Annotated in this window: 25 protein-coding genes; 15 read left to right on the top strand and 10 right to left on the bottom strand. The window is 67.8% G+C overall.

Features of this window, described 5'->3' with window-relative positions; all coding sequences use genetic code 11:
* Positions 1 to 41: 41 nt before the first annotated feature.
* Positions 42 to 896, bottom strand: coding sequence for a D-hexose-6-phosphate mutarotase (locus O3684_RS01790; protein WP_500064657.1), 855 nt, complete (start codon positions 894 to 896; stop codon positions 42 to 44).
* A gap of 237 nt (positions 897 to 1,133) precedes the next feature.
* On the opposite strand from O3684_RS01790, the gene typA reads away from it, so the two are divergent.
* Positions 1,134 to 3,053 (top strand): GTP-binding protein TypA/BipA, encoded by a 1,920-nt coding sequence (typA, locus tag O3684_RS01785; RefSeq protein WP_500063037.1) that lies wholly within the window; start codon positions 1,134 to 1,136, stop codon positions 3,051 to 3,053.
* Between the two features lie 20 nt (positions 3,054 to 3,073).
* Here typA and O3684_RS01780 read toward each other — a convergent pair whose 3' ends face one another.
* Positions 3,074 to 3,400 carry a putative acetyltransferase gene (locus O3684_RS01780; protein WP_500064655.1) on the bottom strand — a complete coding sequence of 109 codons (327 nt, stop codon included), beginning with the start codon at positions 3,398 to 3,400 and terminating at the stop codon, positions 3,074 to 3,076.
* 52 nt (positions 3,401 to 3,452) lie between these two features.
* On the opposite strand from O3684_RS01780, the gene fdxA reads away from it, so the two are divergent.
* Together fdxA and dapC are read left to right on the top strand one after the other, a co-directional pair.
* Positions 3,453 to 3,794, top strand: a complete 342-nt coding sequence (gene fdxA, locus O3684_RS01775) for a ferredoxin (RefSeq protein WP_500063039.1) — start codon at positions 3,453 to 3,455, stop codon at positions 3,792 to 3,794.
* A 19-nt stretch (positions 3,795 to 3,813) separates the two neighbouring features.
* On the top strand, positions 3,814 to 4,959 hold the full coding sequence (dapC, locus tag O3684_RS01770) for a succinyldiaminopimelate transaminase (RefSeq protein ID WP_500064653.1): 1,146 nt from the start codon (positions 3,814 to 3,816) through the stop codon (positions 4,957 to 4,959).
* Positions 4,960 to 5,038: 79 nt separating this feature from the next.
* Here the strand turns inward: dapC and dapD are convergent, their stop codons facing one another.
* Positions 5,039 to 5,995 (bottom strand): 2,3,4,5-tetrahydropyridine-2,6-dicarboxylate N-succinyltransferase, encoded by a 957-nt coding sequence (gene dapD, locus O3684_RS01765; protein ID WP_500063041.1) that lies wholly within the window; start codon positions 5,993 to 5,995, stop codon positions 5,039 to 5,041.
* A gap of 44 nt (positions 5,996 to 6,039) precedes the next feature.
* Positions 6,040 to 6,750: a Maf family protein gene (locus O3684_RS01760; RefSeq protein WP_500064651.1), complete on the bottom strand. Its 711-nt coding sequence runs from the start codon at positions 6,748 to 6,750 to the stop codon at positions 6,040 to 6,042.
* Between the two features lie 226 nt (positions 6,751 to 6,976).
* Between O3684_RS01760 and O3684_RS01755 the strand changes: the two genes are divergently transcribed.
* From O3684_RS01755 to galE, 6 genes are all read left to right on the top strand, one after another.
* Positions 6,977 to 8,011 (top strand): adenylate/guanylate cyclase domain-containing protein, encoded by a 1,035-nt coding sequence (locus tag O3684_RS01755; protein ID WP_500064649.1) that lies wholly within the window; start codon positions 6,977 to 6,979, stop codon positions 8,009 to 8,011.
* 93 nt (positions 8,012 to 8,104) lie between these two features.
* Complete coding sequence (locus tag O3684_RS01750; protein WP_003790196.1) at positions 8,105 to 8,782, top strand: response regulator transcription factor; 678 nt, start codon at positions 8,105 to 8,107, stop codon at positions 8,780 to 8,782.
* 22 nt (positions 8,783 to 8,804) lie between these two features.
* Entirely contained in the window at positions 8,805 to 10,133 is a 1,329-nt protein-coding gene (locus tag O3684_RS01745; RefSeq protein ID WP_500064647.1) for an ATP-binding protein, read from the top strand.
* A 32-nt stretch (positions 10,134 to 10,165) separates the two neighbouring features.
* The gene (locus O3684_RS01740) at positions 10,166 to 11,320 is read left to right on the top strand and encodes a 5-(carboxyamino)imidazole ribonucleotide synthase (protein WP_500064645.1); all 1,155 of its coding nucleotides are present in this window, start codon (positions 10,166 to 10,168) and stop codon (positions 11,318 to 11,320) included.
* A gap of 66 nt (positions 11,321 to 11,386) precedes the next feature.
* On the top strand, positions 11,387 to 11,941 hold the full coding sequence (purE, locus tag O3684_RS01735) for a 5-(carboxyamino)imidazole ribonucleotide mutase (protein ID WP_500064643.1): 555 nt from the start codon (positions 11,387 to 11,389) through the stop codon (positions 11,939 to 11,941).
* A 63-nt stretch (positions 11,942 to 12,004) separates the two neighbouring features.
* Entirely contained in the window at positions 12,005 to 13,000 is a 996-nt protein-coding gene (gene galE / locus O3684_RS01730; RefSeq protein WP_016460145.1) for a UDP-glucose 4-epimerase GalE, read from the top strand.
* A gap of 102 nt (positions 13,001 to 13,102) precedes the next feature.
* Here galE and O3684_RS01725 read toward each other — a convergent pair whose 3' ends face one another.
* The 4 genes from O3684_RS01725 to O3684_RS01710 are packed head-to-tail and all read right to left on the bottom strand — an operon-like array spanning position 13,103 to position 16,956.
* Positions 13,103 to 14,488, bottom strand: a complete 1,386-nt coding sequence (locus O3684_RS01725; protein WP_500064642.1) for an LCP family protein — start codon at positions 14,486 to 14,488, stop codon at positions 13,103 to 13,105.
* Positions 14,485 to 15,816 (bottom strand): LCP family protein, encoded by a 1,332-nt coding sequence (locus O3684_RS01720; protein WP_500064640.1) that lies wholly within the window; start codon positions 15,814 to 15,816, stop codon positions 14,485 to 14,487. The genes O3684_RS01725 and O3684_RS01720 overlap by 4 nt, the downstream gene beginning before the upstream one ends.
* Entirely contained in the window at positions 15,809 to 16,279 is a 471-nt protein-coding gene (locus tag O3684_RS01715) for a DUF2304 domain-containing protein (RefSeq protein ID WP_500064638.1), read from the bottom strand. The genes O3684_RS01720 and O3684_RS01715 overlap by 8 nt, the downstream gene beginning before the upstream one ends.
* A complete protein-coding gene (locus O3684_RS01710; RefSeq protein WP_500064636.1) occupies positions 16,276 to 16,956 on the bottom strand; it encodes a glycosyltransferase family 2 protein in 681 nt (226 codons plus the stop codon). The genes O3684_RS01715 and O3684_RS01710 overlap by 4 nt, the downstream gene beginning before the upstream one ends.
* 95 nt (positions 16,957 to 17,051) lie before the next feature.
* Here O3684_RS01710 and O3684_RS01705 point away from each other — a divergent pair, with 95 nt between their 5' ends.
* From O3684_RS01705 to O3684_RS01695, 3 genes are read left to right on the top strand one after another with little or no spacing between them, the layout of a single operon-like run.
* Positions 17,052 to 17,720: an acyltransferase gene (locus O3684_RS01705; protein WP_500064634.1), complete on the top strand. Its 669-nt coding sequence runs from the start codon at positions 17,052 to 17,054 to the stop codon at positions 17,718 to 17,720.
* Complete coding sequence (locus O3684_RS01700) at positions 17,717 to 18,817, top strand: DegT/DnrJ/EryC1/StrS family aminotransferase (RefSeq protein WP_500064632.1); 1,101 nt, start codon at positions 17,717 to 17,719, stop codon at positions 18,815 to 18,817. Before O3684_RS01705 ends, O3684_RS01700 begins: the two co-directional genes overlap by 4 nt.
* Before the next feature lies 1 nt (position 18,818).
* Positions 18,819 to 19,802 carry a Gfo/Idh/MocA family protein gene (locus O3684_RS01695; RefSeq protein ID WP_500064631.1) on the top strand — a complete coding sequence of 328 codons (984 nt, stop codon included), beginning with the start codon at positions 18,819 to 18,821 and terminating at the stop codon, positions 19,800 to 19,802.
* A gap of 9 nt (positions 19,803 to 19,811) precedes the next feature.
* Here the strand turns inward: O3684_RS01695 and O3684_RS01690 are convergent, their stop codons facing one another.
* The gene (locus tag O3684_RS01690) at positions 19,812 to 20,918 is read right to left on the bottom strand and encodes a glycosyltransferase (RefSeq protein WP_500064630.1); all 1,107 of its coding nucleotides are present in this window, start codon (positions 20,916 to 20,918) and stop codon (positions 19,812 to 19,814) included.
* A gap of 90 nt (positions 20,919 to 21,008) precedes the next feature.
* On the opposite strand from O3684_RS01690, the gene O3684_RS01685 reads away from it, so the two are divergent.
* Positions 21,009 to 22,292, top strand: coding sequence for a lipopolysaccharide biosynthesis protein (locus O3684_RS01685; RefSeq protein WP_500064628.1), 1,284 nt, complete (start codon positions 21,009 to 21,011; stop codon positions 22,290 to 22,292).
* Between the two features lie 288 nt (positions 22,293 to 22,580).
* On the opposite strand, the gene O3684_RS01680 is transcribed toward O3684_RS01685, so the two are convergent.
* Entirely contained in the window at positions 22,581 to 23,723 is a 1,143-nt protein-coding gene (locus O3684_RS01680; protein ID WP_500064627.1) for a glycosyltransferase family 4 protein, read from the bottom strand.
* Between the two features lie 45 nt (positions 23,724 to 23,768).
* Between O3684_RS01680 and O3684_RS01675 the strand changes: the two genes are divergently transcribed.
* The gene (locus O3684_RS01675) at positions 23,769 to 25,073 is read left to right on the top strand and encodes a nucleotide sugar dehydrogenase (RefSeq protein ID WP_500064625.1); all 1,305 of its coding nucleotides are present in this window, start codon (positions 23,769 to 23,771) and stop codon (positions 25,071 to 25,073) included.
* A complete protein-coding gene (locus tag O3684_RS01670) occupies positions 25,067 to 26,266 on the top strand; it encodes a glycosyltransferase (RefSeq protein WP_500064623.1) in 1,200 nt (399 codons plus the stop codon). Before O3684_RS01675 ends, O3684_RS01670 begins: the two co-directional genes overlap by 7 nt.
* Positions 26,267 to 26,441: the final 175 nt, after the last annotated feature.

The following is a 26,441-nucleotide window of genomic DNA, read 5'->3' as shown; positions in this document are numbered from 1 at the left end:
CTTTCTGGTCGTAGCTGGAGCTAATCCTACCCGTGGGGCGGTCAGTCCAGTGACTCCACGGCGAGCGTCTGCGTCATGATGTGGGGATGCCCCGGCCACAGCGTGAGCGCCCGTTCGCGCACTGCCGCTGTTTCCACGCACACGAAGTTCTGCCACTCGCCCTCACCGATGTCGCTCATGGTGGCCGCGCCCTGTGACCAGGGGTTCCACACGATCGTCGAGCCCGAGCCGTTCTTGTCCACGACGATACGCCGTCCCAGCTTCGGGTCGATGACCTGGACCTGCGCCGTGGAGGTGTAGACGCGGTCGGTCGGCCCGATAAAGGTGATGTCGCCGCTCTGGGTGGCATAGCGCTCCCGGACCTTGTCGTAGTAGCGTTCGCCGTCCAATCCCTCCACCGTCACGTCCTTGACGTCGCCGATGTGCAGGTAGGTGTGCAGGGCCGCCTCGATCGCGAAGGGGTGGTCGTCCTCGTTCGTGAGGGTCAGGGTGACGTTCAGTTCGTCCCCCGCGGATATGTCAAGGCGTGCGCAGAACGAGTGGGGGTAGAGGGGGGACGTCTCGCCCGTGTGGTGCAGCTCGAAGGTGAACGAGGCCGGGGCGTCGTCCGCGGGCAGGGCGGACGAGCGCAGCGTCCACAGCGATGTGCGGGCAAAGCCGTGCGCACCTGCGCCGTCCCCCGGCCTCGTCGGCGAATCGGTGGGGCTGCCGAACCAGGGGAGACACAGGGGGATGCCGCCGCGGATTGCCTTCGTGCCATCGAGCACCGCGCGGGAGGAAAGCCACAGGACGTCGGAATAGCCGGTGGGACGCCATGACAAGAGGTGCGCGCCGAAGGGGGTGACAAGGGCCGAGGCCGCGGAAACGTCTGCGCTGAGCGTCGCGATGTCAGTCATAGTATTCAGTAAACGCCATCGCTTGTTATCGAGCAAATAGACCGGCCGGAGGTCGCTGAGATGACCACCTGTCGACCGTGACGTGGTGGAATTCGCAGGGCGGGGATCGCATTGCCCGTCGTTGAGCCGATATTCTTGAAGACGTATGTGCGTGAAATCGATTCGAACCGGTCGCCTCCGCGACGTGCTCGCCTCCCAACACGCATAAATCTGTATCCACATTTGAGGAGTCCACATATGTCCACGCGTCCCGACCTGCGAAACGTCGCGATCGTCGCACACGTCGATCACGGAAAGACCACGCTGGTTGACGCAATGCTCTGGCAGTCCGGAGCGTTCTCCGAGCGTGACACGGTCGAAAAGACCGGTGAGCGCGTCATGGACTCCGGCGATCTCGAGCGCGAGAAGGGCATTACCATTCTCGCGAAGAACACCGCCGTCCACTATCGCGGCCCCGCCGCGCAGGCCCTCGGCCTGGAAGATGGCGTCACCATCAACGTCATCGACACCCCCGGCCACGCCGATTTCGGTGGCGAGGTCGAGCGCGGCCTGTCGATGGTCGACGGCGTCGTCCTCATGGTCGACGCCTCCGAAGGCCCGCTTCCGCAGACGCGTTTCGTGCTGCGCAAGGCCCTGCAGGCACACCTGCCCGTCATCGTCGTCGTCAACAAGGTCGACCGCCCCGACTCGCGCATCGAAGAGGTCGTCTCCGAGACCACCGACCTGCTGCTCTCCCTGGGCGAGGACCTCATGAACGAGGGCATCGACATCGACGTGGACTCTCTCATGGACGTCCCCGTCGTCTACGCCTCCGCCAAGGCCGGCAAGTGCTCCCTGGAGAACCCGGGCGACGGCCAGCTGCCCACCGAGGACCTTGAGCCCCTGTTCGAGACCATCCTCAACCGTATCCCCGGCCCCTCCTACGACGAGGACATGCCGCTGCAGGCACACGTCACCAACCTGGACGCTTCGCCGTTCCTGGGCCGTCTCGCCCTGCTGCGCATCCACAACGGCACCCTCAAGAAGGGCGCGGACGTGGGCCTGGCGCGCCACGACGGCACGATCCAGCGCGTCCACATCTCCGAGCTGCTGGCCACCGAGGGCCTCGAGCGCGTGTCCACCGACTCCGCTGCCCCCGGCGACATCGTCGCGGTCGCCGGCATCGAGGACATCATGATCGGCGAGTCCCTCGTCGACCTCGATGATCCGCGTCCTCTCCCGCTCATCACGGTCGACGACCCGGCCATCTCGATGACCATCGGCATCAACACCTCGCCCATGGCGGGCCGCGTGAAGGGTGCCAAGGTCACGGCCCGTCAGGTCAAGGATCGCCTCGACCGCGAGCTCATCGGCAACGTGTCCCTGAAGGTCCTGCCCACCGAGCGCCCCGACGCCTGGGAGGTCCAGGGCCGTGGCGAGCTCGCCCTGGCAATCCTCGTTGAGCAGATGCGCCGCGAGGGCTTCGAGCTGACCGTCGGCAAGCCGCAGGTCGTCACCAAGGAGATCGACGGCGTCCTCAGCGAGCCCATGGAGCGCATGACGATCGACATCCCCGAGGAATACCTCGGCGCGGTGACGCAGCTGATGGCCGCCCGCAAGGGCCGCATGGAGACCATGGCAAACCACGGTTCGGGCTGGATCCGCCTCGAGTTCGTGGTTCCCGCGCGAGGCCTCATCGGATTCCGCACGCGTTTCCTCACCGAAACGCGCGGCACCGGCATCGCCTCGTCCATCGCTGACGGCTACGCGCCCTGGCAGGGCACCATCGAGCAGCGCCTCACGGGCTCCCTCGTCGCCGACCGCGCCGGCCAGGCCACGCCGTATGCCATGACGAACCTGCAGGAGCGCGGCTCCTTCATCGTCGAGCCCTCCTCCGAGGTCTACGAGGGCCAGGTCGTGGGTGAAAACCCGCGCGGCGAGGACATGGACGTGAACATCTGCCGCGAAAAGAAGCAGACCAACACCCGCAGCGCGACCGCCGACGTGTACGAGTCGCTGACCCCCTCGCGCAAGCTCACCCTCGAGGAGTCCCTCGAGTTCGCAGCCAACGACGAGTGCGTCGAGGTCACGCCCGAGGCCGTGCGCGTGCGCAAGGTCGTCCTGGATGCCCAGGAGCGCTTCAAGATCGCCGCTCGCGAGCGTCGCGCCAACCGCTGAACTGCCTTGCCCTCCGCCCGCTAGACGGTGGGCGGAGGCGGTACGCGCTTGCCTGTCACCATCGTGCGGGCGTCCACGCGGACCGGCCCACGCCTCGTCGCGACCGTGACGTGCGTGGGAGCCACCTCGAGTGCCTCCCCGAGCGCATCGTGCAGCCCGTCTGCCAGGCGGTAGCGGATGACGATCCTCTCGCCGACCCTGAAGCTCATCCACGGCAAGGCGGGAATTGCGCCAGGTGCGCGTGCGGAAATTTCCTCGCGCGCCCCATCCGTTCCGTTCGATGGAATCGGCGTATTTCCGCCGCTTGTGGCGGTCTTGCTGACGCGGGGTGACTCGGGGTTGCTCATACGTGAATAATAGAATCAACGAGTCTTTAGAACTGACCAGGAGGAACGTCTCATGACCTACGTCATCGCGCAGCCCTGCGTGGACGTCAAGGATCGCGCATGCGTGGACGAGTGCCCCGTCGACTGCATCTACGAGGGCGCCCGTTCGCTCTACATCCACCCCGAGGAGTGCGTGGACTGCGGCGCATGCGAGCCCGTGTGCCCGACCGAGGCCATCTTCTACGAGGACGACCTGCCCGATGAGTGGTCGGACTATCTGCGCGCCAACGCCGAATTCTTCAACGAGCTGGGCAGCCCCGGCGGCGCCCAGAAGACCGGCGTCCAGGACTTCGACGATTCGATGATCACCGCGCTGCCGCCTCAGAATGAGGACTGGAAGGCCGAAAACCTCTGACAGTCGATAGGGTAGGGGTATGACCACGATCCTTCCCCGCCCCCTTGACCTGCCCGAATTCCCCTGGGATCAGCTGGCACCCGCAAAAGCGCGCGCGGCCGGCCATCCCGGGGGAATTTGCGATCTCAGCGTCGGAACACCCGTCGACGATACGCCCGCGTTCATCCGCGAGGCCCTGGCCGACGCATCCAACGCGCACGGCTACCCGACGGTGATTGGCACTACCGAGGTGCGCGATGCGATCCTTGCGTGGGGACAGCGACGGGGCATGGTCGACGTTGGCCGCGGCGGCGTGATTCCCACGATCGGATCGAAGGAAGCAGTCGCCTGGATTCCCGCCCTCCTGGGTGTGTGCGCGGGCGACACCGTCCTCGTGCCCGAGGTTGCCTACCCGACCTACGACATCGGTGCCCGGCTCGCGGGTGCCACGCCCGTCGCCGTGGATCCGACGAACCCCGAGCGCTGGCCCGAGGCCGCGCTCGTCTACCTGAACTCCCCGGGCAACCCCGACGGCCACGTGATGAGCAAGGACGAGCTGCGCGCGGTCGTCGCCTGGGCACGTGCCCACGGCGCAGTCGTCGTCTCCGACGAGTGCTACGCGGCGCTGCCCTGGTCCGAGCCCTACGTGAGCGAGGGCGTGCCCTCTCTGCTCGATGCGGACGTGTGCGACGGCGACGCGAGCGGCCTCCTCGTCCTGTACTCCCTGTCCAAGCAGTCGAATCTTGCGGGCTACCGAGGCGCCCTCATCTACGGTGATCCCGCGCTGGTCGCTCCCATCGTGAGCGTGCGCAAGCACTCCGGGCTCATGGTGCCCGCCCCGGTTCAGCACGCGATGGCGGTCGCCCTGCGCGACACTGAGCACGTGGAGCGCCAGCGCGGCGTCTATGCGGCGCGTCGTGCCCTCCTCCTCGATGCGCTGACCGATGCTGGCCTCGACGTCGACCCCGACAGCGCCGCTGGCCTGTACCTGTGGGTCGTCGACCCTGCCAACCCGACCGACTCATGGGCGCTCGTGAACCGCCTGGCCGACCTCGGCATTCTCGCGGCGCCCGGCGACTTCTACGGCACGGCCGCCCACGGGCGCGTGCGCGTGGCCCTGACCGCCACCGACGAGCGCGTGGCTGCCGCAGCGAAGCGCATCCGCGAGGCATGGAACGTGCGCTGAGAGACGCGTCGATACAACGAGGCCGGGGCCACCCGCGTACACTGCGCACGGGCGGCCCCGGCCTGGTTGATAGGAAAACTCAGTTCGACGCGTGCAGAGCGTCGTTGAGCTCGATGCCCACCACGCCCGCGCGGGCAATGGCCTCGATACGGCCGGTCTGGGAGTTGCGGCGGAACAGGATGTTCGACGCACCCGACAGCTCGCGGGCCGCAATCGTGCGCGGCTCGGCCTCGCCGGAGGAATCAATGAGCGTGACCTTCGCGCCGGCGGTCACGTACAGGCCGGCCTCGACCACGCAGTCATCTCCCAGAGCGATGCCCAGGCCCGAGTTCGCGCCCAGGAGGCAGCGCTCGCCCAGGCGCACGCGCTGCTTGCCGCCGCCCGAGAGCGTGCCCATCGTGGAGGCGCCGCCGCCCACATCCGAGCCGTCGCCGATGACGACGCCCTGCGAGACGCGGCCCTCGACCATCGAGCGGCCCAGCGTGCCGGCGTTGAAGTTGACGAAGCCGGCGTGCATGACGGTCGTTCCCTCGGAGAGGTAGGCGCCCAGGCGCACGCGCGTGCCGTCGGCAATGCGCACGCCGGTCGGCAGCACGTAGTTGACCATCGGCGGGAACTTGTCGACGCCCTGCACGGTCACGGGGTGGCCATCACGGGCGCGCAGGCGCAGGCGGGTGGCCTCAAAGTCTGCGACAGCGCACGGGCCGGCGTCCGTCCACACGACGTTGGGCAGCACCGCGAAGATACCGTCCAGGTTGATCGTGTTGGGTGCCACCAGGCGGTGGGAGAGCAGGTGCAGGCGCAGGTAGGCGTCCTCCGTCGAGGCGGGGGCCTCTTGCAGGTCAATCGTCGTGTTCACGACGACGGTGCGCACGCGGCGCGCGTCATCGACGCGTTCCAGCACGGACAGCGAGGTCGCCAGTTCCTCGTCGGTGCCGGGCTCGCCCAGGTGCGGGGCGGGGTACCACGTGTCGAGTGTCGTTCCGTCCAGAGTGATCGTTGCGAGGCCGATGCCCCATGCAGTGCTGTTGTCCATGTCCCTACAGTACGGGGCGATGGGAGGGGGACAAGCGCTGAAACTCAGGGGCGCGGCGCATCCCACAGGTGGGGCCAGAATACGCCGAGCTCGGTGGCCATGGACCGCAGCAGGGGCAGGGAGATGCCGACGACCGAGTGATAATCGCCTGTTACGCCCTCGATGAAGGGCCCGCCGAGCCCATCGACCGTAAACGAACCGGCAACGTGCAGGGGCTCGCCGGTGGCCACGTATGCGTCGATCTCGGCATCCGAGATGTCCCCGAAGTGCACCTGGGTCGAGGCGGAGCGGGTGAGGCTTGCGCTTACCGTGCGTTCCTCGGCTGTGCCTTCGTGCCTCGACGAGGCCGGGGCGAGGATAGCCGCGCAGTGGCCTGTCCACAGGGTTGCGGTCGTGCGGCGCATGGCGCGGATGCGCTCGCGTGCGACGTCGGGAGTGTGGGGCTTGCCGAGCATCTGGCCGCCGATCTCGAGCATTGAGTCGCAGCCGACGACGAGGACGGGCTCGCCCTCGGGAAGGTCAGGAGCCTTGTCCGGGGCGCCCAAGGCCTCGCAGACGTCCGCGCACTTAGCTGCTGCGAGCGCTGCGACTTCGTCGGCGGGGGTGGTTGTGCCGCCGCAAAAGGCTCGACCTCCGGGGAGTGCGGCGAGGATGGCATCCTCGTCAACTGTTGATACATGAACGATTGGTGTGATGCCCGCCGCAATGAGGGTCGCGCGGCGGGCGGGGGATGCTGAGGCAAGAACAAGGCGCATGAGGACATTGTCTCCCAACGTGCTTCCTGCGCACAGACAAGGTGCAATTTGGTGCAGGAATCTCGGTTTTCGCAGGTAAACGTGCAATTCTCTAGAGAAAAACCCATCAGACTACTACAATTGTCAATGTGCGAGGTCGCATTCCCGATGTGACTTTGAAAAGTGATCTGATATACCGTTACCCGCTGATGTGGTGTTGAGTCAGCTCAAAGAGGAGGGATTTGCGATGGATGAGCGCGCGGCTTCGTCCCCTGCAACTCCTGATGACCTGACCGCAACAAGCTACGTTCCTCAGCTGCTCGGTGGTCATCTGACGTATTCCGCCCGCGACATTGCGGAGGCGACGAATACGCCTATCGAGCGCGTCTTCCGTTTCTGGATCGCCCTCGGCTTCCAGGCTCCTACCGCCGATGACAAGGTTTTTTCGCAGCGCGACCTGGATGTTTTCAGTCGCTGGCATGAGCTTGTCGAATCGGGCGGCATTGATACATCGACCTCTCGTTCCCTCCTGCGCGCGAACGCTCACCTGGCCGACCGTCTGGCTCTGTGGCAGTTCGAGGCCCTGGTCGAGGACTCGATGCGTCGCTTCATGCTGGATGACACGACTGCCCGCATGTACGTGCTCGACCATATGCGTGAGTACATCGATGTCTTCCAGGAGATGTTCACCTATGCGTGGCGGCGTCAGCTTGAGGCGGCGCTGTCCCGTTTCGACCGCGAGGTCTCCCAGCGCGGGCATGAGGAGCGCCATAATCGTTTCCCGCTCAACCGCTGCCTTGGCTTCGTGGACATGGTGTCCTACACGTCCTCTTCGACGATCCTCGGTGACGCTCTCGTGGGGCTCATTGAGCGCTTCGAAGAAGAGAGTCGTAACGCCGTCATTGAGGAGGGTGGTCGCGTCGTCAAGATGATCGGCGATGCTGTCCTCTACATTGCGGACGACCTGTCGACCGGCCTGCGCGTGGCCACGTCTCTGATTGAACGCCTCAATGCTGATGATGAGATGCTGCCGGTGCGCGCCTCGTTCGTGCGCGGCGATGTGTTCTCGCGTTCGGGCGATGTCTTTGGCCCCACCGTCAACCTTGCATCTCGCCTCGTGGACATCGCGCCGGTGGGCAAGATCCTGACGGATCCGACCACGGCTGCCGCCATCGCAGCCGGCGAGGTCGGTGACGGATATGAGCTCGAAGAGTTCCCGACCGCAGACTTGCGTGGCTTCGGTCCGGTCTCGCCGTACCTGCTCGCGAGCGTTGTCAACTAACGTTCATCTCGCAGTGTGAACGAGTGTCTGATTGGCCCGGATAACGGGTCAAGAAAGGTGCAAGTTTTGGTTCGGAATTGCTAAGATGAACGCGTGACTACAGTTCTCCTCGTTGAAGACGATCCGGCCATCTCTGAGCCCCTTGCCCGCGCACTGGGCAGGGAGGGCTACGACGTGCGTGCACATGCGACGGGCGCTGAGGCCCTCGCCGATGTGCGTGGCGTTGATCTGGTCGTCCTGGACCTCGGCCTGCCGGACATGGACGGCCTGGATGTCGCTCGCGAGATCCGCTCCTCCGGCAACCGAGTCCCGATCCTGATCCTCACCGCCCGCACGGACGAAGTTGACATGGTCGTCGGCCTCGACGCCGGTGCAGATGACTACGTGACGAAGCCGTTCCGTCTGGCCGAGCTTCTTGCCCGCGTGCGCGCCCTCCTGCGCCGCCAGGCCGCGGAACCCGTCGAGGGTGAGCTGCGCGCGCAGGATATTCGCATGGATGTCGCCGCGCACCGCGCTTTCGTCGGTGACGTCGAGCTGAGCCTGACGGCCAAGGAATTCGACCTCTTGCGCGTCCTCCTACGCGAGGCCGGATCCGTCGTCGCCCGCGACACCCTCATGCGCGAGGTCTGGGGCTCGGATCCGACCGGCTCCACGAAGACCCTCGACATGCACGTGTCGTGGCTGCGTCGCAAGCTCGGCGACGACGCGACCGACCCGCACTACATCACGACCGTCCGCGGGATGGGTTTCCGCTTCGAAAACGCTCGCTGAACGCCGCTGAGGGAGGCTCGTCATGCGCGCACGCGCGGTGAGGATGATCGTCTCGGTCGTCGCCGTCGTGTGCCTTCTGATGGGACTCCCCGGCGCGTTTTTCGCGTCGGCGTCCATCTGGACCTCCGAGCAGCGAGGCCTTGAGGTCCAGTCCCAGTCGATCTTGCAGAGCGTTGAACGCAGGTGGGCGGCGGGGGAGAGCACCGACCCCGCGACCCTTGCGTCGCTCGTCACCGATCAGGCGAAGAGTCGGGGCGGCGAACTCGCGTATCGGATTAAGGTTCCCGATGCGAACCTCGTCACCAACGCGAAGATCATCCCGGGCCGCACCATGACGGCCATCGCCTCGTCCCCCAGCGGAATCTCCGTCCAGCTCACCTCATCCGCTTCGGCGGCACTGTCGCGCATTGCGTGGACGTGCTCGCTTTTCGGAGCTGGCATGGCCCTGTCGATGCTGATCGGCTGGCTCATGGCGCGTGCCCTGTCGCGCGATCTGTCCGCTCCCCTCATCTACCTGGCCGCCCAGGCTGAGCAGATCGGTTCGGGCGGTGTGCGCGCCCGTGTCGAGAAGTCCGGCATTGAGGAAATCGACCTGGTCTCCGAGGAGCTGGCCCGCACCGGTGAACGTATGGCGGGCCGACTCGCGGCTGAGCGTCAGGCGGCCGCCGATGCCTCGCACCAGCTGCGCACCCCTCTGACGGCGCTGTCCATGCGCCTGGAGGAGATCGAACTGATCTCCACGGAGGATGAAGTGCGCAGCGAGGCCCGCACGTGCCTCGAACAGGTTGAGCGCATGACGAACGTCGTGACGGAGCTCCTGGACGTTTCGCGGCGACAGACCAGCCAGACCGAGGCCATCCACATTCTCGAGGTCTTCAACACGGCCCGCGAGGAGTGGGAGGACCAGTTCGAGGCCGCCGGACGATCCCTCGTATTCCTCGACGAAGCTGAGCGCCCGATCCTCGCCGATGCTGGAAAGCTCGGTCAGGTCCTGGCCACCCTCATTGAAAACTCCCTGCGCTACGGCGGTGGGACCACGCGCGTGTGGGCGCACGCGGGCACATCCAAGCGCGGCGTCGTCATTGAGGTGAGCGACGAAGGCGAGGGCATCGATGAGAGCCTCGCTCCCGATATTTTCGAAAAAGGTGTCTCGGGACACGGCTCGACGGGCATCGGCCTGGCCCTGGCCCACGACCTCGCGCAGGCCATGGGCGGCCGCCTCGAGCTGAAGACGAACAAGCCCCCCGTTTTCACGGTGTCGGTTGCGGCGATTCCCGCATCGCTGGACCCGGACCGCGTGATGCCTGAAGGACCCCTCATGTCCATGGGACGCCGCTCGCGGCGCTTTTAGCGGCGCGATAGATTCAAGGAGTGGAATACGAGATGCGCACACCTCCCACCGTTGCCGTCATTGGCGGCGGACAGCTGGCACGGATGATGCAGGAGAGCGCGATTGCGCTCGGAATCAACCTGCGCGCACTTGTCGAGGCCGACGACGGGTCGACCGGGCAGGTGACGGTTGATAAGGCGGCGGGGGCTCCCGCTGACCTGGATGCTGTCCGCGCGCTCATCGACGGCGCGGACGTCCTCACCTTCGAGCACGAGCACATTCCAGCGGCCACCATGGAGGAGGCTGCGCGCCTCGTCTCCGTTCAGCCCCCGGCGAGCGCCCTGCTCTACGCGCAGGACAAGCTCGCCATGCGCGAGCGCCTGACCGCGATGGGTATTCCGTGCCCCGCGTGGGCCCGCGTCGAGGACGAATCCCAGCTGGAGGAGTTCGGCGCCACGATCGGTTGGCCTCTCATCGTCAAGACGCCGCGCGGCGGTTACGACGGGCACGGCGTGGCTGTCGCTCATAGCCCCGCGGACGTGTCCTCCTGGTGGGGGCATGGTCCCCTCCTGGCCGAGGCCCTGGTTCCCTTCACGGGCGAGGTGGCTGCTCTGCTGGCGCGCACCCCGTCGGGTGAGATCGCCTCGTGGCCCGTGGCCTCCACCGTGCAGGTGGACGGCGTGTGCGCCGAGGTGACCGCTCCCGCCGTTGGCATCCGTCCCGAGACGGCTGCCGAGGCACGCCGCATCGGCGAGCGTATCGCCTCCGAGCTGGGAGTCACCGGCGTCCTCGCCGTCGAAATGTTTGTCGTCGGTGAGGGTGCGGACGAGCGCGTACTGGTTAACGAGCTCGCTATGCGTCCCCACAACACGGGGCACTGGACCATCGACGGGGCGATTACCAGCCAGTTCGAGCAGCACCTGCGCGCCGTCCTCGATCTGCCGCTCGGCTCGACCGATCTGCGTGCTCCGGGCTCGCACTCCGTCATGGTGAATCTCCTCGGCTCGGCTCACGCTCAGCCCGCGCGCGCCCTCGCGGCAGCCTTCCGGGCCGGGGGAGAGAATGCAAAAGTCCACCTGTACGGCAAGGAAGTGCGCCCCGGCCGCAAGCTCGGACACGTCACCGTCGTCGATCAGGACCCCGCCCTCGCCCTTGAGCGGGCACGGGCCGCAGTCGCCGCCCTCCGAGGCGACGCGCCCACCGACTAACCTTCCACCCACTGACGGCCGCGGGACCAGGTGCCCCGGCCTCGTTCCCTCCCGAAAGGACTGCCCGTGACTACCGACCTTGACATCCAGCTGACCGCCACCGGCGATAATCCGATCGTCGGCGTCGTCATGGGTTCCGACTCTGACTGGCCGACCATGGAGCCCGCCGTTGCTGCGCTCGCGGAGTTCGGCATCGCCTGCGAGGTCGGCGTCGTCTCCGCTCACCGCATGCCCGAGGACATGGTCGCCTACGGGAGGAGCGCCTCGGCACGCGGCCTGCGCGTCATCATCGCCGGCGCTGGGGGAGCGGCCCACCTGCCCGGCATGCTCGCAGCCCTCACTGAGCTACCCGTCATCGGCGTCCCTGTGCCGCTCAAGCACCTTGACGGCGTCGACTCCCTGCACTCCATCGTCCAGATGCCCGCCGGCGTGCCCGTCGCGACCGTCTCCATCGCGGGTGCGCGTAACGCGGGCCTGCTCGCCGCACGGATCCTCGGTGCGGGCGAAGGCGAGCGCGCCGAGGGCCTGCGTGCCCAGATGCGTTCTTTCCAGAAGGACCTGCGCGACGTGGCCAATGCGAAGGGCGCGGCGCTCGCTCGACGCGTGTCAGAGGCACGCTAAGCAACGCAAACACAAGCACCGTGCGGGTAGCCCTGAGGGGTCGGCGCGTCGTATCCTGGAACCATGAGCATTCTCGTTTGTGGCGGCGCCGGCTACATCGGCGCGCATGTTGTCCGTCTCCTGCGTCAGCGCGGGGATCGCGTCGTTGTCGTCGACGACCTGTCGAGTGGTAAGGCATCGCGCGTCGGCGACGCCAAGCTCGTGAAGCTTGACGTGACGCTGGACGAAGCCCGCTCGGCGCTGTCTACCCTCATGGTGGACGAGGACGTCACGGCCGTCATCCACTTCTCCGCACGCAAGCAGGTCGGCGAGTCCGTCGAACGCCCCGCCTGGTACTACCAGCAGAACATTGGCGGAATGGCCAACGTCCTCCTCGCAATGGAGGACGCCGGAGTCGACCAGATGATCTTCTCGTCCTCGGCCGCAGTGTACGGAACTCCCGAGCTGCCTGTGGTCACCGAGGACATGGCCGGTCACCCCATCAACCCCTACGGCGAGACGAAGCTGATCGGCGAATGGCTGATGGCTGACTGCGAGCGCGCCTGGGACTTGAAGTGGATCGGCCTGCGCTACTTCAACGTTGCGGGTGCCGGGTGGCCCGACCTGGCCGACGACGCCGTCATGAATCTGATCCCGATGGTGCTGGACCGCGTTGAGCGAGGCGAGAGCGCCAAGATCTTCGGCACTGACTACGACACCCCCGACGGCACCTGCATCCGCGACTACATCCACGTCCTGGATCTGGCGGAGGCACACATCGCGGCCCTTGACGTGCTGGCCGAGGGGCGTCAGCCCGACCATCACACCTACAACGTGGGGACCGGCCTGGGCACCTCCGTCCGCGAGATCGTTGACGGCCTGCGTCGCGTTATCGGCTGGGACTTCCCCGTTGAGGAGCTGGACCGCCGCGCCGGCGACCCGCCCAAGCTGATCGGTGATCCGCTCTCGATTGGTGTCGACCTCGGCTGGAAGGCCAACAACGGGGTCGAGGAGATCCTCACCTCCGCCTGGGAAGGCTGGCAGGCGGGTCCTCGCCCGATCACCGTCCCCGGCGCCTGAGTACCTGTCGGCGCCGATAGAGCACCGGCCTCGTTCCTGGAAGGAAACGAGGCCGGTGCTTGTATCGTCGAACGTAGATAGCGCGATGCTGGGCGCAGCGCGTTAGATCCCGTCGACCTGGTTGAGATCCGACGTCGTCAGCGTACCGGCGCGCAGCTTGGCGAAGAAATCGTCTGCGGTCGTATCGCGCAGCAGGACAGCGGATGCTCCCGCGTTCGTTGTAAAGTTCAGCGACTCGATCGGCGGGACGCCCATCATCTGATTCGACGAGGCGGAGCGCAGCGCCCACACGAGCGACGCGACCGTGACGACGGAGGAGTCTTCGTCAACCGTGAAGGACTTGGAGCCCGCGCGCTCCACGCGCAGGGTCTTCGCGGGATTAATGAGGGTTGAGGGCGAGGCCACCGAGGAAATGACCTTCGAAATCACCTGGCGCTGACGCTTCGTGCGGCCGATGTCGCCCTCAGGGTCCTGGTAGCGCATACGTGAGAACTGCAGCGCAGTCGTGCCGTCCACCGTGTGGCAGCCCGCGGTCCACTTGAGGCCGGAATACTGGTCGTCCGCGTCGTTGTCGTAGCACAGCTCGACGCCGCCGACAGCATCCACCATGTCGGGCACGGCGCCCATGCCGATCTGAACGAAGTGATCGACCGTCAGACCCGTCAGCTTCTCGACGGTCTCGACGAGCAGCTGCGGCCCGCCATAAGCGTAGGAGGCGTTGATCTTGTCCCAGCCGACGCCCGGGATCTCCGCGTACGTGTCGCGGGGAATCGAGAGCGCAACCGTCTGGCCGTTCGGGGCGACGTTGACGAGCATGATCGAGTCAGCGCGCTCGGACTCATCGAAACCGTCCTTGACAGCGCCGTCCGCACGCGAGTCCGAGCCGGCCAGCAGGTAGGTCGTGCCGGGCGTGTCGGCGGCGCCCGACAGCGCGCTCACGCGACCCATATTCGTGTTGGCGTCCCACATGAGAAAGCCGCCCCACGCCAGGATGATGACCAGGAAGAGGCACAGGGTCTTCAAGATCGGGTGGCGGCGCTTGCGTCGCCTTGGCGCGCTCACCGGAGCCGACGGGGCTGGAGGAGCGGCGGGCGCGGGCGCGGGCATGCCCTGGGCGCGATTGATCGTCACCTGACGAGGCTCATTCCCGGAGGGCGCGTAGGTATTCGCTCCCGAGGAACGGCCAGAGCCCGGCGCGTAGGACGGGGGGTTGGAGGCCGATGCGGGCTGGAACGACGGCGGGCGCTGGACGGGGGTGCGGCGCGGGAAAATCGACTGAGAGTCGCGCTGCGGCTGGTCCAGCGTGCGTGGCATCAGGGGGCGCGAGGCGTCGGCCTCGTCCTCCGAAATCCTCCACATCTGCGGCGCCAGGGCCTCGGGTGGGGGAGTGGGGGCGCTGCCGCGCACCTCTTCACCGACGACGTGGGCGTCGTCGGATGCGGGACGGCGTCGTTTCGGATCCGGTGTAAACGAGGGGGGAGTGCTCATTGGTCCTTCGGCGGGCAGGTGGCGGCTGTCTGCTTAGCGGCTTCCTCGTTCGCCGCGTTATTCGCGACGGATGCAGACTGCTCGGTGTTATCCGTAGTGGTCTCCTCGGAGCCGGGATCGGTCGTGGGATCGGTCGTCGAATCCTGCGTCGGAGCAGACGTCGAAGGAGCTGTCGTCGCGTTCGGGTCGGGGACGACGAGCTGCGCGCCGTTGCCGTCCGTGTAGGTCGTGCCCACGGGCAGGGCCTGATCGTTCTTCAACGCGGTCCACACGTTGCGGGCCATCGGATCGGACGGAATGCGGCGGTTTGGATCCCAGGACGGCTCCTCGACCGGCATGGTGACGAACTGGATGTTGGTGCGATCCACCTTTTGCAGCACGTTGATGAGCAGGGATGCATCCGAGCTGGCGTTTCCGAGGTTATCGGAGACGTTCACGGCGGAAATCGCGGCCTGCAGGAAGTTAATGAGCGCGCCGGGATCGGTCACGTAGTTCTTGTCTTGCAGCTCACGCAGCATCGCGGAAATCAGTTGCTGCTGGCGGCCGATGCGCGAAATGTCGGAACCGTCGCCCTGTCCCTTGCGCGAGCGCATGTAGGCCAGCGAGTGAGTGCCCGACAGCTTCCAACAGCCCGGGTCGATGTAGAGCTGGGCGGAATCGTCGTCGATGCGCTTGGGGATGTTGAACCAGATGCCGCCGAGCGCATCGATCATGTTAATGAAGCCAGCGAAATCGACGACCATGAAGGCGTCGATGGACATGCCGGAGAGCTTTTCAACGGTCGACTTCACGCAGGCGATGCCGGGGGCGATGTCCTCCGGATCGTCGCCACCGTTCGCGCCGTAGACCATCGCGTTGTTAAACATGTCGTCGCTGGTCGGCTCGCTCGTGGTGCCGTCACGGTGCTTGCACGCGGGGATGTCAACCAGTGTGTCACGGGGGATGGACACGATCTGTACGCGGGAGCGGTCCGCACTGACGTGAATCACCATCGTCGAGTCGTTGCGCAGGCCGGGGACGTCATCTGCGTCGCCCGCGCCTAGCTCGCCGCTGGCGCCATTGCGTGAGTCGGTTCCGACCACGAGGATGTTGACGGCGCGTCCCTCGAAAGAATCGGGGGTCGCGTTGTTCTGATCGTCAGTTGAGTATGCGTCGATATTGACGACTCGGTTGGCGAACTGGTTGCTCAATTTGGCGTACACGAAACCCGCCGATGACACCACGAAGAGCACGCCGGCCAGGAGCACGGCGAGTGCGCCGCGCAGGAGGCCGAAGCGTCCGTAGTTGACGGCCGAGTGCTGGATCGGTCGCAGATTCACGTTACTCATCGGTTGTAACCATATCGTTATCTGGCGGGTTTGTCGGGAAATCAGGGCCGTTAGCGGCGCGTTCCACTTCCGGGCCATCAGCGTGAACAGGAGAGGAGGCGGCGTTTTCAGGGGTTGTGTCCTCGGGCGGAAGGACGTGTGCGAGGGCGAGCGAGCGAGCCAGGGTCGCCATGCGTGCCTCGGCCCGGGCCTCGCGCCGATAGGCGGTCACCATCTGCGCAATCAATGCGATGACGAGCCCGTAGACGATCAGGTTGACGCCACGCTCCACGCCGATGGCGCGGGCGACCGTGTTGGCCAGCGACGGCACGAGGATCGCCACGATGGCCGCCGCCACGAGGACGCCGATGCCGATGCGGCGCAGAGCCAGGGACGAGGCCGAGGATACCGGGCGCACGAGCCACCACGCGGTGAGCCCGAGGGCCAGGAGCAACAGGACGCGGATCGCGATGTAGGCGCTCATCGTCCCCCCAGCGCCAGGTCGACGGCGATATTGACTGAGTTGAGCAGGGGCTGGCCCTTCGCCCGTGAGTAGTCCGTGTAGGAGATCGTCACGGGGTGTTCGGCACCGGGCAGGCCACAGGCCGCCAGCTGGGAGACGATCTGCGAGGCGTGGGCCATGCGTGCGTGGGTCAGGTGCACATGAGCGAGGGCATCGGCGCGTATTACGCGCAGCCCGTTATGTGTGTCCGTGAGAGCCATACCGGTGCGCAGACGGGCGATGAGGGCTCCGAGGCGCAGCATCGCGCGCTTGACGATGCCAACCTGTGCATGCGCGCCGTCGTGGAAGCGAGATCCGAGGACAAACGCGAGGTCCTCCTCGCGGGCCCGATCAACCATCGCCGCCGCATCCGCCGGATCGTGCTGGCCGTCGGCATCGAAAGTGACGACGTAGCGGGCCCCACGCGCGGCCACCGCCTCGAAACCTGTCTGGAGCGCAGCGCCCTGACCGAGGTTGAGGGGGTGGGTGGCCGTGTAGGCGCCGGCCGCGCGGGCCAGGGCCGCGGTGTTATCCGTTGACGCGTCATCGACGACGAGGACATGCGGGAAAAGGGTACGCACGCCCGCGACGACGCCCCCGATGACGGGCGCCTCGTTGAACGCGGGGATGACGACCCACGTGTCGGAGCGCATCTGCATTCGATTAGTGTCGCACATTGGGATGGGCGCGCGCCTATAGTGTTGGGTATCTGTGAACGCACCCGCGCGTGCAGCAACAAGGAGAGGGAAGCACCGTGATCGAGCCCAGCGCCGACGTGGCGCCCAGTGCGATGGTGGCCCCCAGCGCCCGCGTGTGGCATCTCGCCCAGGTTCGAGAAGATGCATCCATCGGCGCAGAGACGATCGTCGGTCGGGGTGCATACATCGGCGAAGGCGTGCGCGTCGGGAATCGCTGCAAGATCCAGAACTACGCCCTCATCTACGAGCCCGCCTCCCTGGCTGACGGTGTGTTCGTCGGCCCCGCGGCCGTCTTCACGAACGACCACTGCCCCCGCGCGATCAACCCCGACGGGAGCCTCAAGAGCGCGAGCGACTGGGAACGCGTCGGCGTCACCGTCGAACGAGGCGCCGCCATCGGTGCCCGTGCCGTGTGCGTGGCTCCCGTGCGCATTGGCGAGTGGGCGTCGGTCGGTGCGGGCGCGGTCGTCACGTCAGACGTGGCACCCTACGCCCTCGTCGTCGGCGTGCCCGCGCGTCGCGTCGGGTGGGTTGGCGAGGCCGGCGTGCCGCTCGTGGCCGCCGACGAGGCACCCAGGAACGAGGCCGGGAACCGCACCTGGGTGTGCCCGGCCACGGGACGGCGCTACGTTGAGCGAAACGGCGCCCTGTCGCCCGAGGAGGCCCCGGCCTCGTCCCCGAGCGCACCCGCGACACCCGCCCAGACCCGTGAGGACCAGCTATGACGCAGCCGTTCATCCCGCCCGCTCGCCCACAGATCGGCGAGGAGGAGATCGACGCGGTCGCGGCCGTCATGCGCACGGGCATGATCGCCCAGGGCCCGCAGGTGGCAGCCTTCGAGGACGAGTTCGCCGCTGCACTCGTGCCCGGAACTCGAGCCGTCGCGGTCAACTCGGGGACCTCCGCCCTGCACCTGGGACTGCTCGCCGCGGGAATCGGGCCGGGCGACGAGGTCATCGTCCCCTCCTTCACCTTCGCGGCCACAGCGAACTCGGTGGCCATCACGGGCGCGACCCCCGTCTTCGCCGACATTGACCCGCTCACCTTCACGCTCTCCCCGGCCGCCGTCGAAGCCTCGATCACTGAGCGTACGCGCGCCATCATGCCCGTCCACCTCTACGGACACCCCGCGCCCATGGACGCGCTCCGGGCGATCGCTGATTCCCACGGCCTCATGATCTTTGAGGACGCCGCACAGGCCCACGGCGCGAGCCTGCACGGGCGCGCGGTCGGCTCCTTCGGCACCTTCGCGGCCTTCTCCTTCTACCCGACGAAGAACATGACCAGCGGCGAGGGCGGCATGGTCACCTCCGCCGACCCCGGCATCATCCGAGGCGTGCGCCTCGCACGCAACCAGGGCATGGAGACGCGCTACGCCAACGAGATCGTGGGCCTCAATAACCGCATGACCGACATCCACGCGGCGATCGGGCGCGTTCAGCTCACCAAGGTCGGCGCTTGGACGCACGCGCGTCAAGGCAACGCGGCTTTCCTGGACGCACACCTGCGCGGCGTCACCGTCCCGCACGTTGCTCCCGGCGCCACCCACGTCTACCACCAGTACACGATCCGCGTGGCCGAGGACCGCGACGGCTTTGCCGCAGCCCTGCGCGAGGAGTACGGCGTCGGATCGGGCGTCTACTACCCGATCCCGAACCACGAGCTGCCTTCCCTTGCCCGTTTCGCCCTCGACGTGGAGCTGCCCGCCACGCGCGAGGCCGCGGATCAGGTGCTCTCCCTGCCGATCTACCCCTCCCTGACTTCCGGCGAGCTGGAACGCATCGTGGAGGGCGTCAACGCGCTCGCGGAAGCGGGGGCCTGACATGGCCATTCGGCTGGGAATCCTTGGCATCGGCTCGATGGGTCGACACCACGTGCGCAACGCCCGCGCGACCGCCGGCGTGGAGCTCGTCGCCCTCGCTGACCCGGGTGGCGACCGCTTCGGCGTCGCCGGTGACCTGCCCGTCCTAGGTGGCGTCGAGGAGCTGATCGAGGCCGGTATCGACGCCGCGATCGTCGCCGCTCCCACCGCCCACCACGAGGCCGCAGCCCTGGCGCTCGCCGAGGCCGGGGTGCATACCCTCGTCGAAAAGCCCCTCGCCACGAGCGTCGAGGCGGGCCGCCGTATCCGTGACGCCTTCGCGGCCGCGGGCCTCGTGGGCGCCGTTGGCTACGTCGAGCGCTGCAACCCCGCGCTCATCGACATGCGTCGGCGCATCGCGGAGGGGCAGCTCGGCGAGATCGAGCAGATCGCGACACGCCGCCAGTCGCCTTTCCCCGCCCGCATCAGCGACGTCGGCGTCGTCAAAGACCTGGCCACGCACGACGTAGACCTGGCCGCCTGGGTGGCGGGTGCCCCCTACGAGAGCATCTACGCGCGCACGTCCGCGCGCTCGGGGCGAGTGCACGAGGACATGATGGTCGCCTCGGGCGTGCTTGCCGGCGGCATCCTCGTCAATCACCTCGTCAACTGGCTCACCCCGTACAAGGACCGCACGACGATCGTGACGGGGGAACGCGGCGCACTCGTCGCCGACACCGCGATGGGGGACCTGACCTTCTACGAGAACGGTCATGCGCCCCTGCAGTGGGACGCGATCGCCGCGTTCCGCGGAGTCAGCGAGGGGCAGGTCGTGCGCTACGCGCTCACCAAGCGCGAACCCCTCGCCCTCGAACACGAGCGCTTCCGCGACGCGATCCTCGGCGTGGCCAGCGAGCACGTCACCATGGACGAGGCCCTGGACAACCTACGCGTCGTCGAAGCCATCCTGACGTCTGCCAACACAGGGCGTTCCATCGACCTCTAGGGTGCTGCGCTACAGCGTGAGGTCATCGTAGATCGCACGTAGCTGCGCGGTTGCGCCTCGCAGTGAGCGCTCGCGCGTCACCCATTCGCGGCACGCCGCCCCGCGATCCGCGCGCTCGTCCGTCGACCACGCCAAGGCCTCGTCGATGGAGCGGACGAGAGCATTCGGCGAGCGTTCGGCCGTCAGCAGCGAGGCCCCGGGCGCGATCATCTCCGGCGTGCCGCCCGTGGAATAGGCGATGACGGGAACACCGCACGCCTGTGCCTCGAGCAGGACGAGGCCGGCGGCCTCCTGCCGCCCCTGCGTCGGCTTCGTGGGCAGGACGAGGACGTGGGCGCGGCGCATCCAGTCGCGTACCCCTTCGCGATCCAGTCGGCCCGTGAACGTCACGTGGGCGGGTGCGTGCGCGCGCAGTGAGGGGGTCAACGGCCCCTCACCGACGAACACGAGGCGATGTGGGCGACGACCCACCAGAGTCGACGAGGCCCGGGCCAGGTCGCCTGCGCCCTTGAGGCGGCTGAGCGCGCCCACAAACAGGATGATGGGCTCCTCATACGAATCAATGGCTGGCGTGGTGGCTGGCGTCCACCAGTGCGTGTCCACGCCCTGATAGTGGACGCTCAGGCGCTCCGGATGTGCTCCCGCGCCTAACGCGACATCCGCCAGATAACGGGAGACGGCCAGCAGCCGGGTCGCTCCCTCAAAGGCGGCGGTGCGGTTACGTGCGTTCCACGCGGCACCCGCGCCGCGCCCGAGCCTGCGGTAGGCGTCCCCGCCGTGCAGCGTCACCACGAGGGGCGCGCCCGTGTCGCGTGCCGCCCCCACAGCTGGCAGAGACCAGGTCGCCTGCTGCTGGTGAATGACGTCCGGACCCCACGCGCTGATTGCACGGTACATCCGGCCTAGGCCTCGTGCCTGCGCTGCCACGCGAAGCGGGAGCGAGCCGCCGAGCGCGCGGGGGGCTGCCTCGACGATCGGGAGCGTGACGGCCGGATCGGCGATGCGTGCCGCGAGCGTGAAAGCACGCCAATCGAGCTGGGGCATCGCGAGCGCGTGCGAGAGCGCGAAGTAGGTCGGGGGAACCAGGAGGGTTCCCTTCGTCAGGGCGACCCTCACGAGTTCCACCCGGCGGCGGGCGCGGAGCGGGGAGTGGGCATGCCCCCATCCTAGGGGCAAGCCGCGCGCCCCAGGTGATTAAATGAATCCATGACGAACGCACCTGCCCGCTCTGCCCGCTCAGGCGTCTTCGCGCAGGTGCTCACCCTTCTTGGCGGCACCCTCCTCGCCCAGGTCATCGCCTTCGTCGCTCAGATCGGCATCGCCCGCCTCTACACGGACACGGACCTGGGGTACCTGGGCATCTTCACATCTGCCGCCACGCTCGGCGCCGCCGTCGCGGGTGCCCGCTTCGACCTCAGCATCGTGCTGCCCGTCCCCGGCGACGAGGCCTCGGCCCGTTCCCTGGCCCGCCTGGCCTCGCGCTGCGCGGCAGTCGCCTCCGCGCTGGCCACCTTGATCGCGGCCGCCGCCTGGCCGTGGGTGAGTGCGCGCTACGGGGCCGCGCTCGCGGGCTGGATGCTCGCCGTCGGCGTCTCCGTCCTGTTCCTGGCCCAGGGACAGGTGTGCTCCTACTGGCTGACCCGCCACCGGCGCTTCCAGGCGATCGCGAGCTCGTCGGTCGTGCGCTCCCTCGGGATCGCGGCCCTGCAGCTGCTGTGCGGTTTCCTGGCTGGCGGTGGCCTGGGTGCCGCCATCGGTGCGACGATCGCTGGCCAGGGCCTCGCCGTCGCCTGCCTGTCGTGGCGCGCCCGCGACGCCCGCGAGCGCGAGGCTGCGGATCCGACCCTGCGTGAGGTGGCCTCGCGCTACCGCAAGATGGCCCTCGTGGGTGTGCCCAACGTCGTCGTCGACGCTGTGCGCACGAGCGCGATCCCTCTGCTGATTGCCACGTATTCCGTGGCTTCGCTCGGACAATTCAACATGGCGTGGCTGGCCCTGCAGGCCCCGGTCGCCCTCATCGCGGGGGCGCTGTCGCAGGTGTATCTGCCGCGCCTGTCGGATACGCCCGCTGGGCAGATGACCCGCGTGGTGGTGCGCGTCGGCAGCATCGCCCTGGCTTGCTCGATCCCTGTGTTCGCCCTCCTCGCGTGGGTCAGCCCGGCGCTCTTCCCCTTCGTGTTCGGGGCACGCTGGGAGGCGGCCGGATACTTCGCGCGATCCCTGGCCCCCTGGCTGGCGCTCACGGTAGCGACCTCGCCGCTGTCGAACGTGTTCGTCGCGACCTACCACCAGCGTCGCATGCTGGCCTTCGCGTGCGTGTACTGCGCCGCGCCCCTGGCGTGGCTCGCGTGCAGCCCCTACGGCGTCGAGACCACGGTTACCGTGCTGGGGGCCCTGATGGCCGTGTTGTTGGTGGGGATGCTCGTCATGGCTGTCGTGACGGCACGCGCTTACGACCGCGGGGACGGCGCGCGGCCTCGGACCGTGTGAAACCCCCACCCGGCCTCGGACCGTGTGAAACCCCCACCCGGCCTCGTGAAACCCCACCCGGCCTCGTGAAACCCCACCCGGCCTCGTGAAACCCTTGTGAAACAGGCGATCTAGCGGCCTCGTGACACACCCGACCGGCCTCGTGACACACCTCTTCTTCCCCAAAAGTCGCATGCAATTCCCATGTGGTCCATTTCTGTGTAAGGTTAAAAACCTTGATATTCTGCCATTTTTAGGAATGCTAAGAAAAGTTAGTGAACCCAAATTACCTGCGAGATTTTGGGGGAACTATCGATGTGTCGCTCGCGCGGCGAGGGCTCGCTCGTAGGCCTCGCGCAGGCGCGCGGCACCCTCCTCCCATGTCGGGATTTCCGGGGCTGAAAAAGCCTCGATGTCCGCCCGCGTGATGCGCTCCAGCGCGCGCACGAGGTCGCGCTCGGGATCCTCCAGCACCCACGTGCCGGCCTGATCGCCCAGGTATCGGCGGGCCTCGGACAGGGGAGAACACAGCGCGGGGATGCCTGCCGCGAAGGCCTCCATCATCTTGTTGGGCGTGGACAAGCGGTGCGACAGGCACCCGGACTCGATGAGGCACAGCGCCACGTCAGCCCCGCGCGTCATGGCGAGCACCTGGTCCGGCTCCACGGGAGGCAGGCGGTGAATGGTCGGGTGTGCGGCGGCCGCGCGCTCGACCTCGTCCAGCAGGGCGCCCTCCCCGACGAAGACCACGTGCGCCCCCACCTGAGCGAAGGCGCGCAGAATCAGGGGAATGTTGCGCCCCGGCGCCAGGTATCCCGAATGCAGGTACAGGAGCTCGCCCTCCGGGATCCCCAGCCGCGCCCGCAGGTCGATAACCCCGCCCGTCCCCGTCGGCGCGTTCGTCACGACGACCGGTTCGACGCCCGGGTAGGCCTCGCGGTACCACTGTGCGATCGACTCATTGACCACGGACACCACGTCCGCGCGGCGGATATAGCGGCGCTCGATCACGCGCTGGAGGCGCTGGCGCAGTCCCGCCGACCCCACCGTCTCCGTCTCCAACTCGTGCGCGTTGTAAGCAAATACCGCGCCCGTGCGCCGCGCCAACGCGTGCGCCAGCGGCAGCAGGAACAGGTTCTGCGCGGAGACGGCCGCAACGCGCTCCCTCGCGAACCGCCGGTACACGCGAGCGCCCCACGCCCCGACGACCCTCACCCCGCCCAGGGGCGCGCCCAGGGAAGCCCCCCGGATCCGAGTGAGGCGCACGGTGGGGGCCACGGCCTCGTCCGTGGGTAGGCCCCCCTGGTCGATGCCGACGACGTGCGTCTGTGAAAAGAGCGGGGACAGCGAACGCGCGATCTTCACCAGTCGGCCGGGTGAGGCCAGGTTCGACGGGTAGAGCAGAAGGTTGAGCGCGCGATCCACGCCCCCATTGTAGGTGGGGCGGGGCACTACACTGGAGGGGAACAACGAGGCCGGAGACGGAAAGGGGACCCCATGCGCATCGCGGTCGTCGGCATGGGCAAGATCGGTCTGCCGCTGGCGGTGCACTACGCGCGCGGCGGGCACACCGTCGTCGGCGTGGACGTGAACCCCCGCGTGGTCGCCCTGATCAACGGGGGAGAAGAACCCTTCCCGGGCGAGGCGCACCTCGCCGAGTACCTGCCCCCGCTCGCATCCTCCGGTGCCCTGCGCGCCACGACGCAGTACGCCGAGGCGATCCCCGGGGCCGACGCCGTCGTCATGGTCGTGCCCCTCGTCGTCGATGACGAGAGTCGCCCCGACTTCACCATCATGGACGCCGCCACCCGCTCCATGGCTGAGCACCTGACGCCCGGCACCCTCGTCTCCTACGAGACGACCCTGCCCGTGGGCACGACCCGCGGACGCTACAAGCCCCTCATCGAGGAGGTCTCCGACCTGCTCGAGGGCCGCGACTTCGACGTCGTATTCTCGCCCGAGCGCGTCCTCACCGGTCGCGTGTTCGCTGACCTGGCGCGCTACCCGAAGCTCGTGGGTGGACTGAGCGAGGCCGGTGAGGCGCGCGGCGTCCGCTTGTACGAGGCCGTCCTCTCCTTCGACGAGCGCGACGACCTGCCGCGACCCAACGGCGTGTGGCCCATGGGTAGCGCCGAGGCCGCCGAGATGGCCAAGCTCGCCGAGACCACGTACCGGGACGTCAACATCGGCCTGGCCAATCAGTTCGCGCGCTATGCGGACGCTGTCGGCATCGATGTCGCGCGCGTGATCGAGGCGTGCAACTCTCAGCCCTACTCACACATCCACCGGCCCGGCATCGCTGTCGGCGGTCACTGCATCCCCGTCTACCCGCGCCTGTACCTGGCCGGGGACCCCGAGGCGACCGTCGTGTCTGCCGCCCGCGCAGCCAACGCCGCCATGCCCGCCTACGCGGTCGCGCGCGCCGCAGCCCTCCTGGGATCCCTGTCGGGCCTGCGCGTCGCCGTCCTGGGTGCCGCCTACCGCGGCGGGGTCAAGGAAACCGCGTTCTCCGGCGTCTTCGGCGTCTTCGGCGCGTTGCGCGAGGCTGGGGCGCAGGTCAGCGTTCACGATCCGCTCTATTCCGACGAGGAGCTGGCAGCCTTCGGCTGGGAGGCCTACCACCTCGGCGAGGCCGTGGACGTCGCCATCATCCAGGCCGACCATGCCGCCTACCGGGACCTGACCCCCGCGGACCTCCCGGGCGTGCGACTCCTCGTCGACGGCCGCGCCATCACCTCGCCCGAGGCCTGGGTGGGCACCCCGCGCATCACGATCGGCGGGGGAACCAACCCCACATGCTAGTCACTCTGGCGACCCGCACCTTTACACCCGAGCCCACGGCCGCCGCGCTGCGCCTCGGGGCCCTCGCACGCGCGCTCGCGGCGGGCGGCGATACGGTCCGGGTCCTCACCTCGCGCCTGGCGCCCTCCGTCGCCCGCGACGCCCGAGAAGCCGAGGAAACCCGAGCCTCCGAGAACGCCAGCGGTGACGCAGGGGAGCGCCCCGGCCTCGTCGAGGTGCACCGTGCCCCCGTCCTGCGCGACCGCACGGGCGCGGTGCGAGGATACGTCTCCTACATGTCCTTCGACCTGCCCCTCCTCGCCCGGCTCCTCGTCGGCCCCCGCCCCGATGTCGTCGTCTGTGAGCCCCCGCCCACGACCGGTGTCGCCGTGCGCCTCGCATGCGCGATCCGCCGCGTTCCCTACGTGTACTACTGCGCCGACATCGTCTCGGACGCGGCCGCGCTCGCGGGGGTTCCCGGCCTGGTCGTGCGCACGGTAGCTGGCCTAGAGTCCTTCGCGCTGCGGGGTGCGCGCCGCGTCATCGCCGTCTCCGACGGGGTTGCGAGTCGCGCCCGTGAGCTGGGTGCCCGCGACGTTGCGGTCGTCCCCAACGGCGTGCGCGTGCCCGAGGCCGTGGCCACCGGGGCGCCTGAAGGCTTCCCCGCCGGCTCAGGTTCCGTTTTCGTCTACGCGGGCACGGTCGCCCAGTGGCTGGCCCCCGAGGTCTTTGTCGACGCCTTCGAACGTGCGCGCGGGCGGCTCGGGGATGCGCGCCTGGTGTTCGTGGGGCAGGGCAGCGGATGGGATGCCCTCGCTGAGCGTGCGCGGGGCGTGGCCGGCGTCGACCTTATTCCTGCGGTCAGTGCCGACGAGGCCGACCGGTGGATGGCGCGAGCCACCGCCACGCTCGCCTCGCTGCGCCCGGGCGGATACGACTACGCCTACCCCACGAAGATCCTCGCCTCTCTCGCGCAGGGAACCCCCGTCATCTACGCCGGTCCTGGGCAGGCGGCTCGAGACGTCGCCGAAGGCGGGTTGGGAGTAGCGTGCTCCCTCGACGCCGACGAGATTGCCGAGGCCATGGTTGCCCTCGCATCGGGGACTGCCCCGTGGGTCGGATGCAGTGGCGCGCGCGCCTGGGTCCGCGAGCATCGGTCGGTCTCGGCCTCGTCGCGCGCAGCAGCCGCGGTGGTGCGTTCGGCGCTCGCGTAGGACTGGCCGTTTCTCTTCTCTGTGGCTGACGTCGCAGCGTTGCCGCGCGGCGTTCTCTGGGGTGCCCCGGCCTCGTCTCACATGCGGAAAAGCAATCGTATTAGTTCATATTAGTTTATTCATGTAACTATTCTCATGTTTACAGTTACACCATAAGTACCTACAATCACGACTG

The organism is Pauljensenia sp. 20925_1_27 (genome assembly GCF_041432835.1).
Lineage (GTDB): Bacteria > Actinomycetota > Actinomycetes > Actinomycetales > Actinomycetaceae > Pauljensenia.
The sequence above is the reverse complement of the archived record's forward strand: the minus strand, read 5'-3'. Positions and strand labels throughout refer to the sequence as shown.

Bases quoted from the DNA above. Each gene is read 5' to 3' on its own strand.
- O3684_RS01790 (WP_500064657.1), bottom strand. From the start codon at position 896: ATGACTGACATCGCGACGCTCAGCGCAGACGTTTCCGCGGCCTCGGCC.
- typA (WP_500063037.1), top strand. From the start codon at position 1,134: ATGTCCACGCGTCCCGACCTGCGAAACGTCGCGATCGTCGCACACGTC.
- O3684_RS01780 (WP_500064655.1), bottom strand. From the start codon at position 3,400: ATGAGCAACCCCGAGTCACCCCGCGTCAGCAAGACCGCCACAAGCGGC.
- fdxA (WP_500063039.1), top strand. From the start codon at position 3,453: ATGACCTACGTCATCGCGCAGCCCTGCGTGGACGTCAAGGATCGCGCA.
- dapC (WP_500064653.1), top strand. From the start codon at position 3,814: ATGACCACGATCCTTCCCCGCCCCCTTGACCTGCCCGAATTCCCCTGG.
- dapD (WP_500063041.1), bottom strand. From the start codon at position 5,995: ATGGACAACAGCACTGCATGGGGCATCGGCCTCGCAACGATCACTCTG.
- O3684_RS01760 (WP_500064651.1), bottom strand. From the start codon at position 6,750: ATGCGCCTTGTTCTTGCCTCAGCATCCCCCGCCCGCCGCGCGACCCTC.
- O3684_RS01755 (WP_500064649.1), top strand. From the start codon at position 6,977: ATGGATGAGCGCGCGGCTTCGTCCCCTGCAACTCCTGATGACCTGACC.
- O3684_RS01745 (WP_500064647.1), top strand. From the start codon at position 8,805: ATGCGCGCACGCGCGGTGAGGATGATCGTCTCGGTCGTCGCCGTCGTG.
- O3684_RS01740 (WP_500064645.1), top strand. From the start codon at position 10,166: ATGCGCACACCTCCCACCGTTGCCGTCATTGGCGGCGGACAGCTGGCA.
- galE (WP_016460145.1), top strand. From the start codon at position 12,005: ATGAGCATTCTCGTTTGTGGCGGCGCCGGCTACATCGGCGCGCATGTT.
- O3684_RS01725 (WP_500064642.1), bottom strand. From the start codon at position 14,488: ATGAGCACTCCCCCCTCGTTTACACCGGATCCGAAACGACGCCGTCCC.
- O3684_RS01720 (WP_500064640.1), bottom strand. From the start codon at position 15,816: ATGAGTAACGTGAATCTGCGACCGATCCAGCACTCGGCCGTCAACTAC.
- O3684_RS01715 (WP_500064638.1), bottom strand. From the start codon at position 16,279: ATGAGCGCCTACATCGCGATCCGCGTCCTGTTGCTCCTGGCCCTCGGG.
- O3684_RS01710 (WP_500064636.1), bottom strand. From the start codon at position 16,956: ATGCAGATGCGCTCCGACACGTGGGTCGTCATCCCCGCGTTCAACGAG.
- O3684_RS01700 (WP_500064632.1), top strand. From the start codon at position 17,717: ATGACGCAGCCGTTCATCCCGCCCGCTCGCCCACAGATCGGCGAGGAG.
- O3684_RS01695 (WP_500064631.1), top strand. From the start codon at position 18,819: ATGGCCATTCGGCTGGGAATCCTTGGCATCGGCTCGATGGGTCGACAC.
- O3684_RS01685 (WP_500064628.1), top strand. From the start codon at position 21,009: ATGACGAACGCACCTGCCCGCTCTGCCCGCTCAGGCGTCTTCGCGCAG.
- O3684_RS01675 (WP_500064625.1), top strand. From the start codon at position 23,769: ATGCGCATCGCGGTCGTCGGCATGGGCAAGATCGGTCTGCCGCTGGCG.
- O3684_RS01670 (WP_500064623.1), top strand. From the start codon at position 25,067: ATGCTAGTCACTCTGGCGACCCGCACCTTTACACCCGAGCCCACGGCC.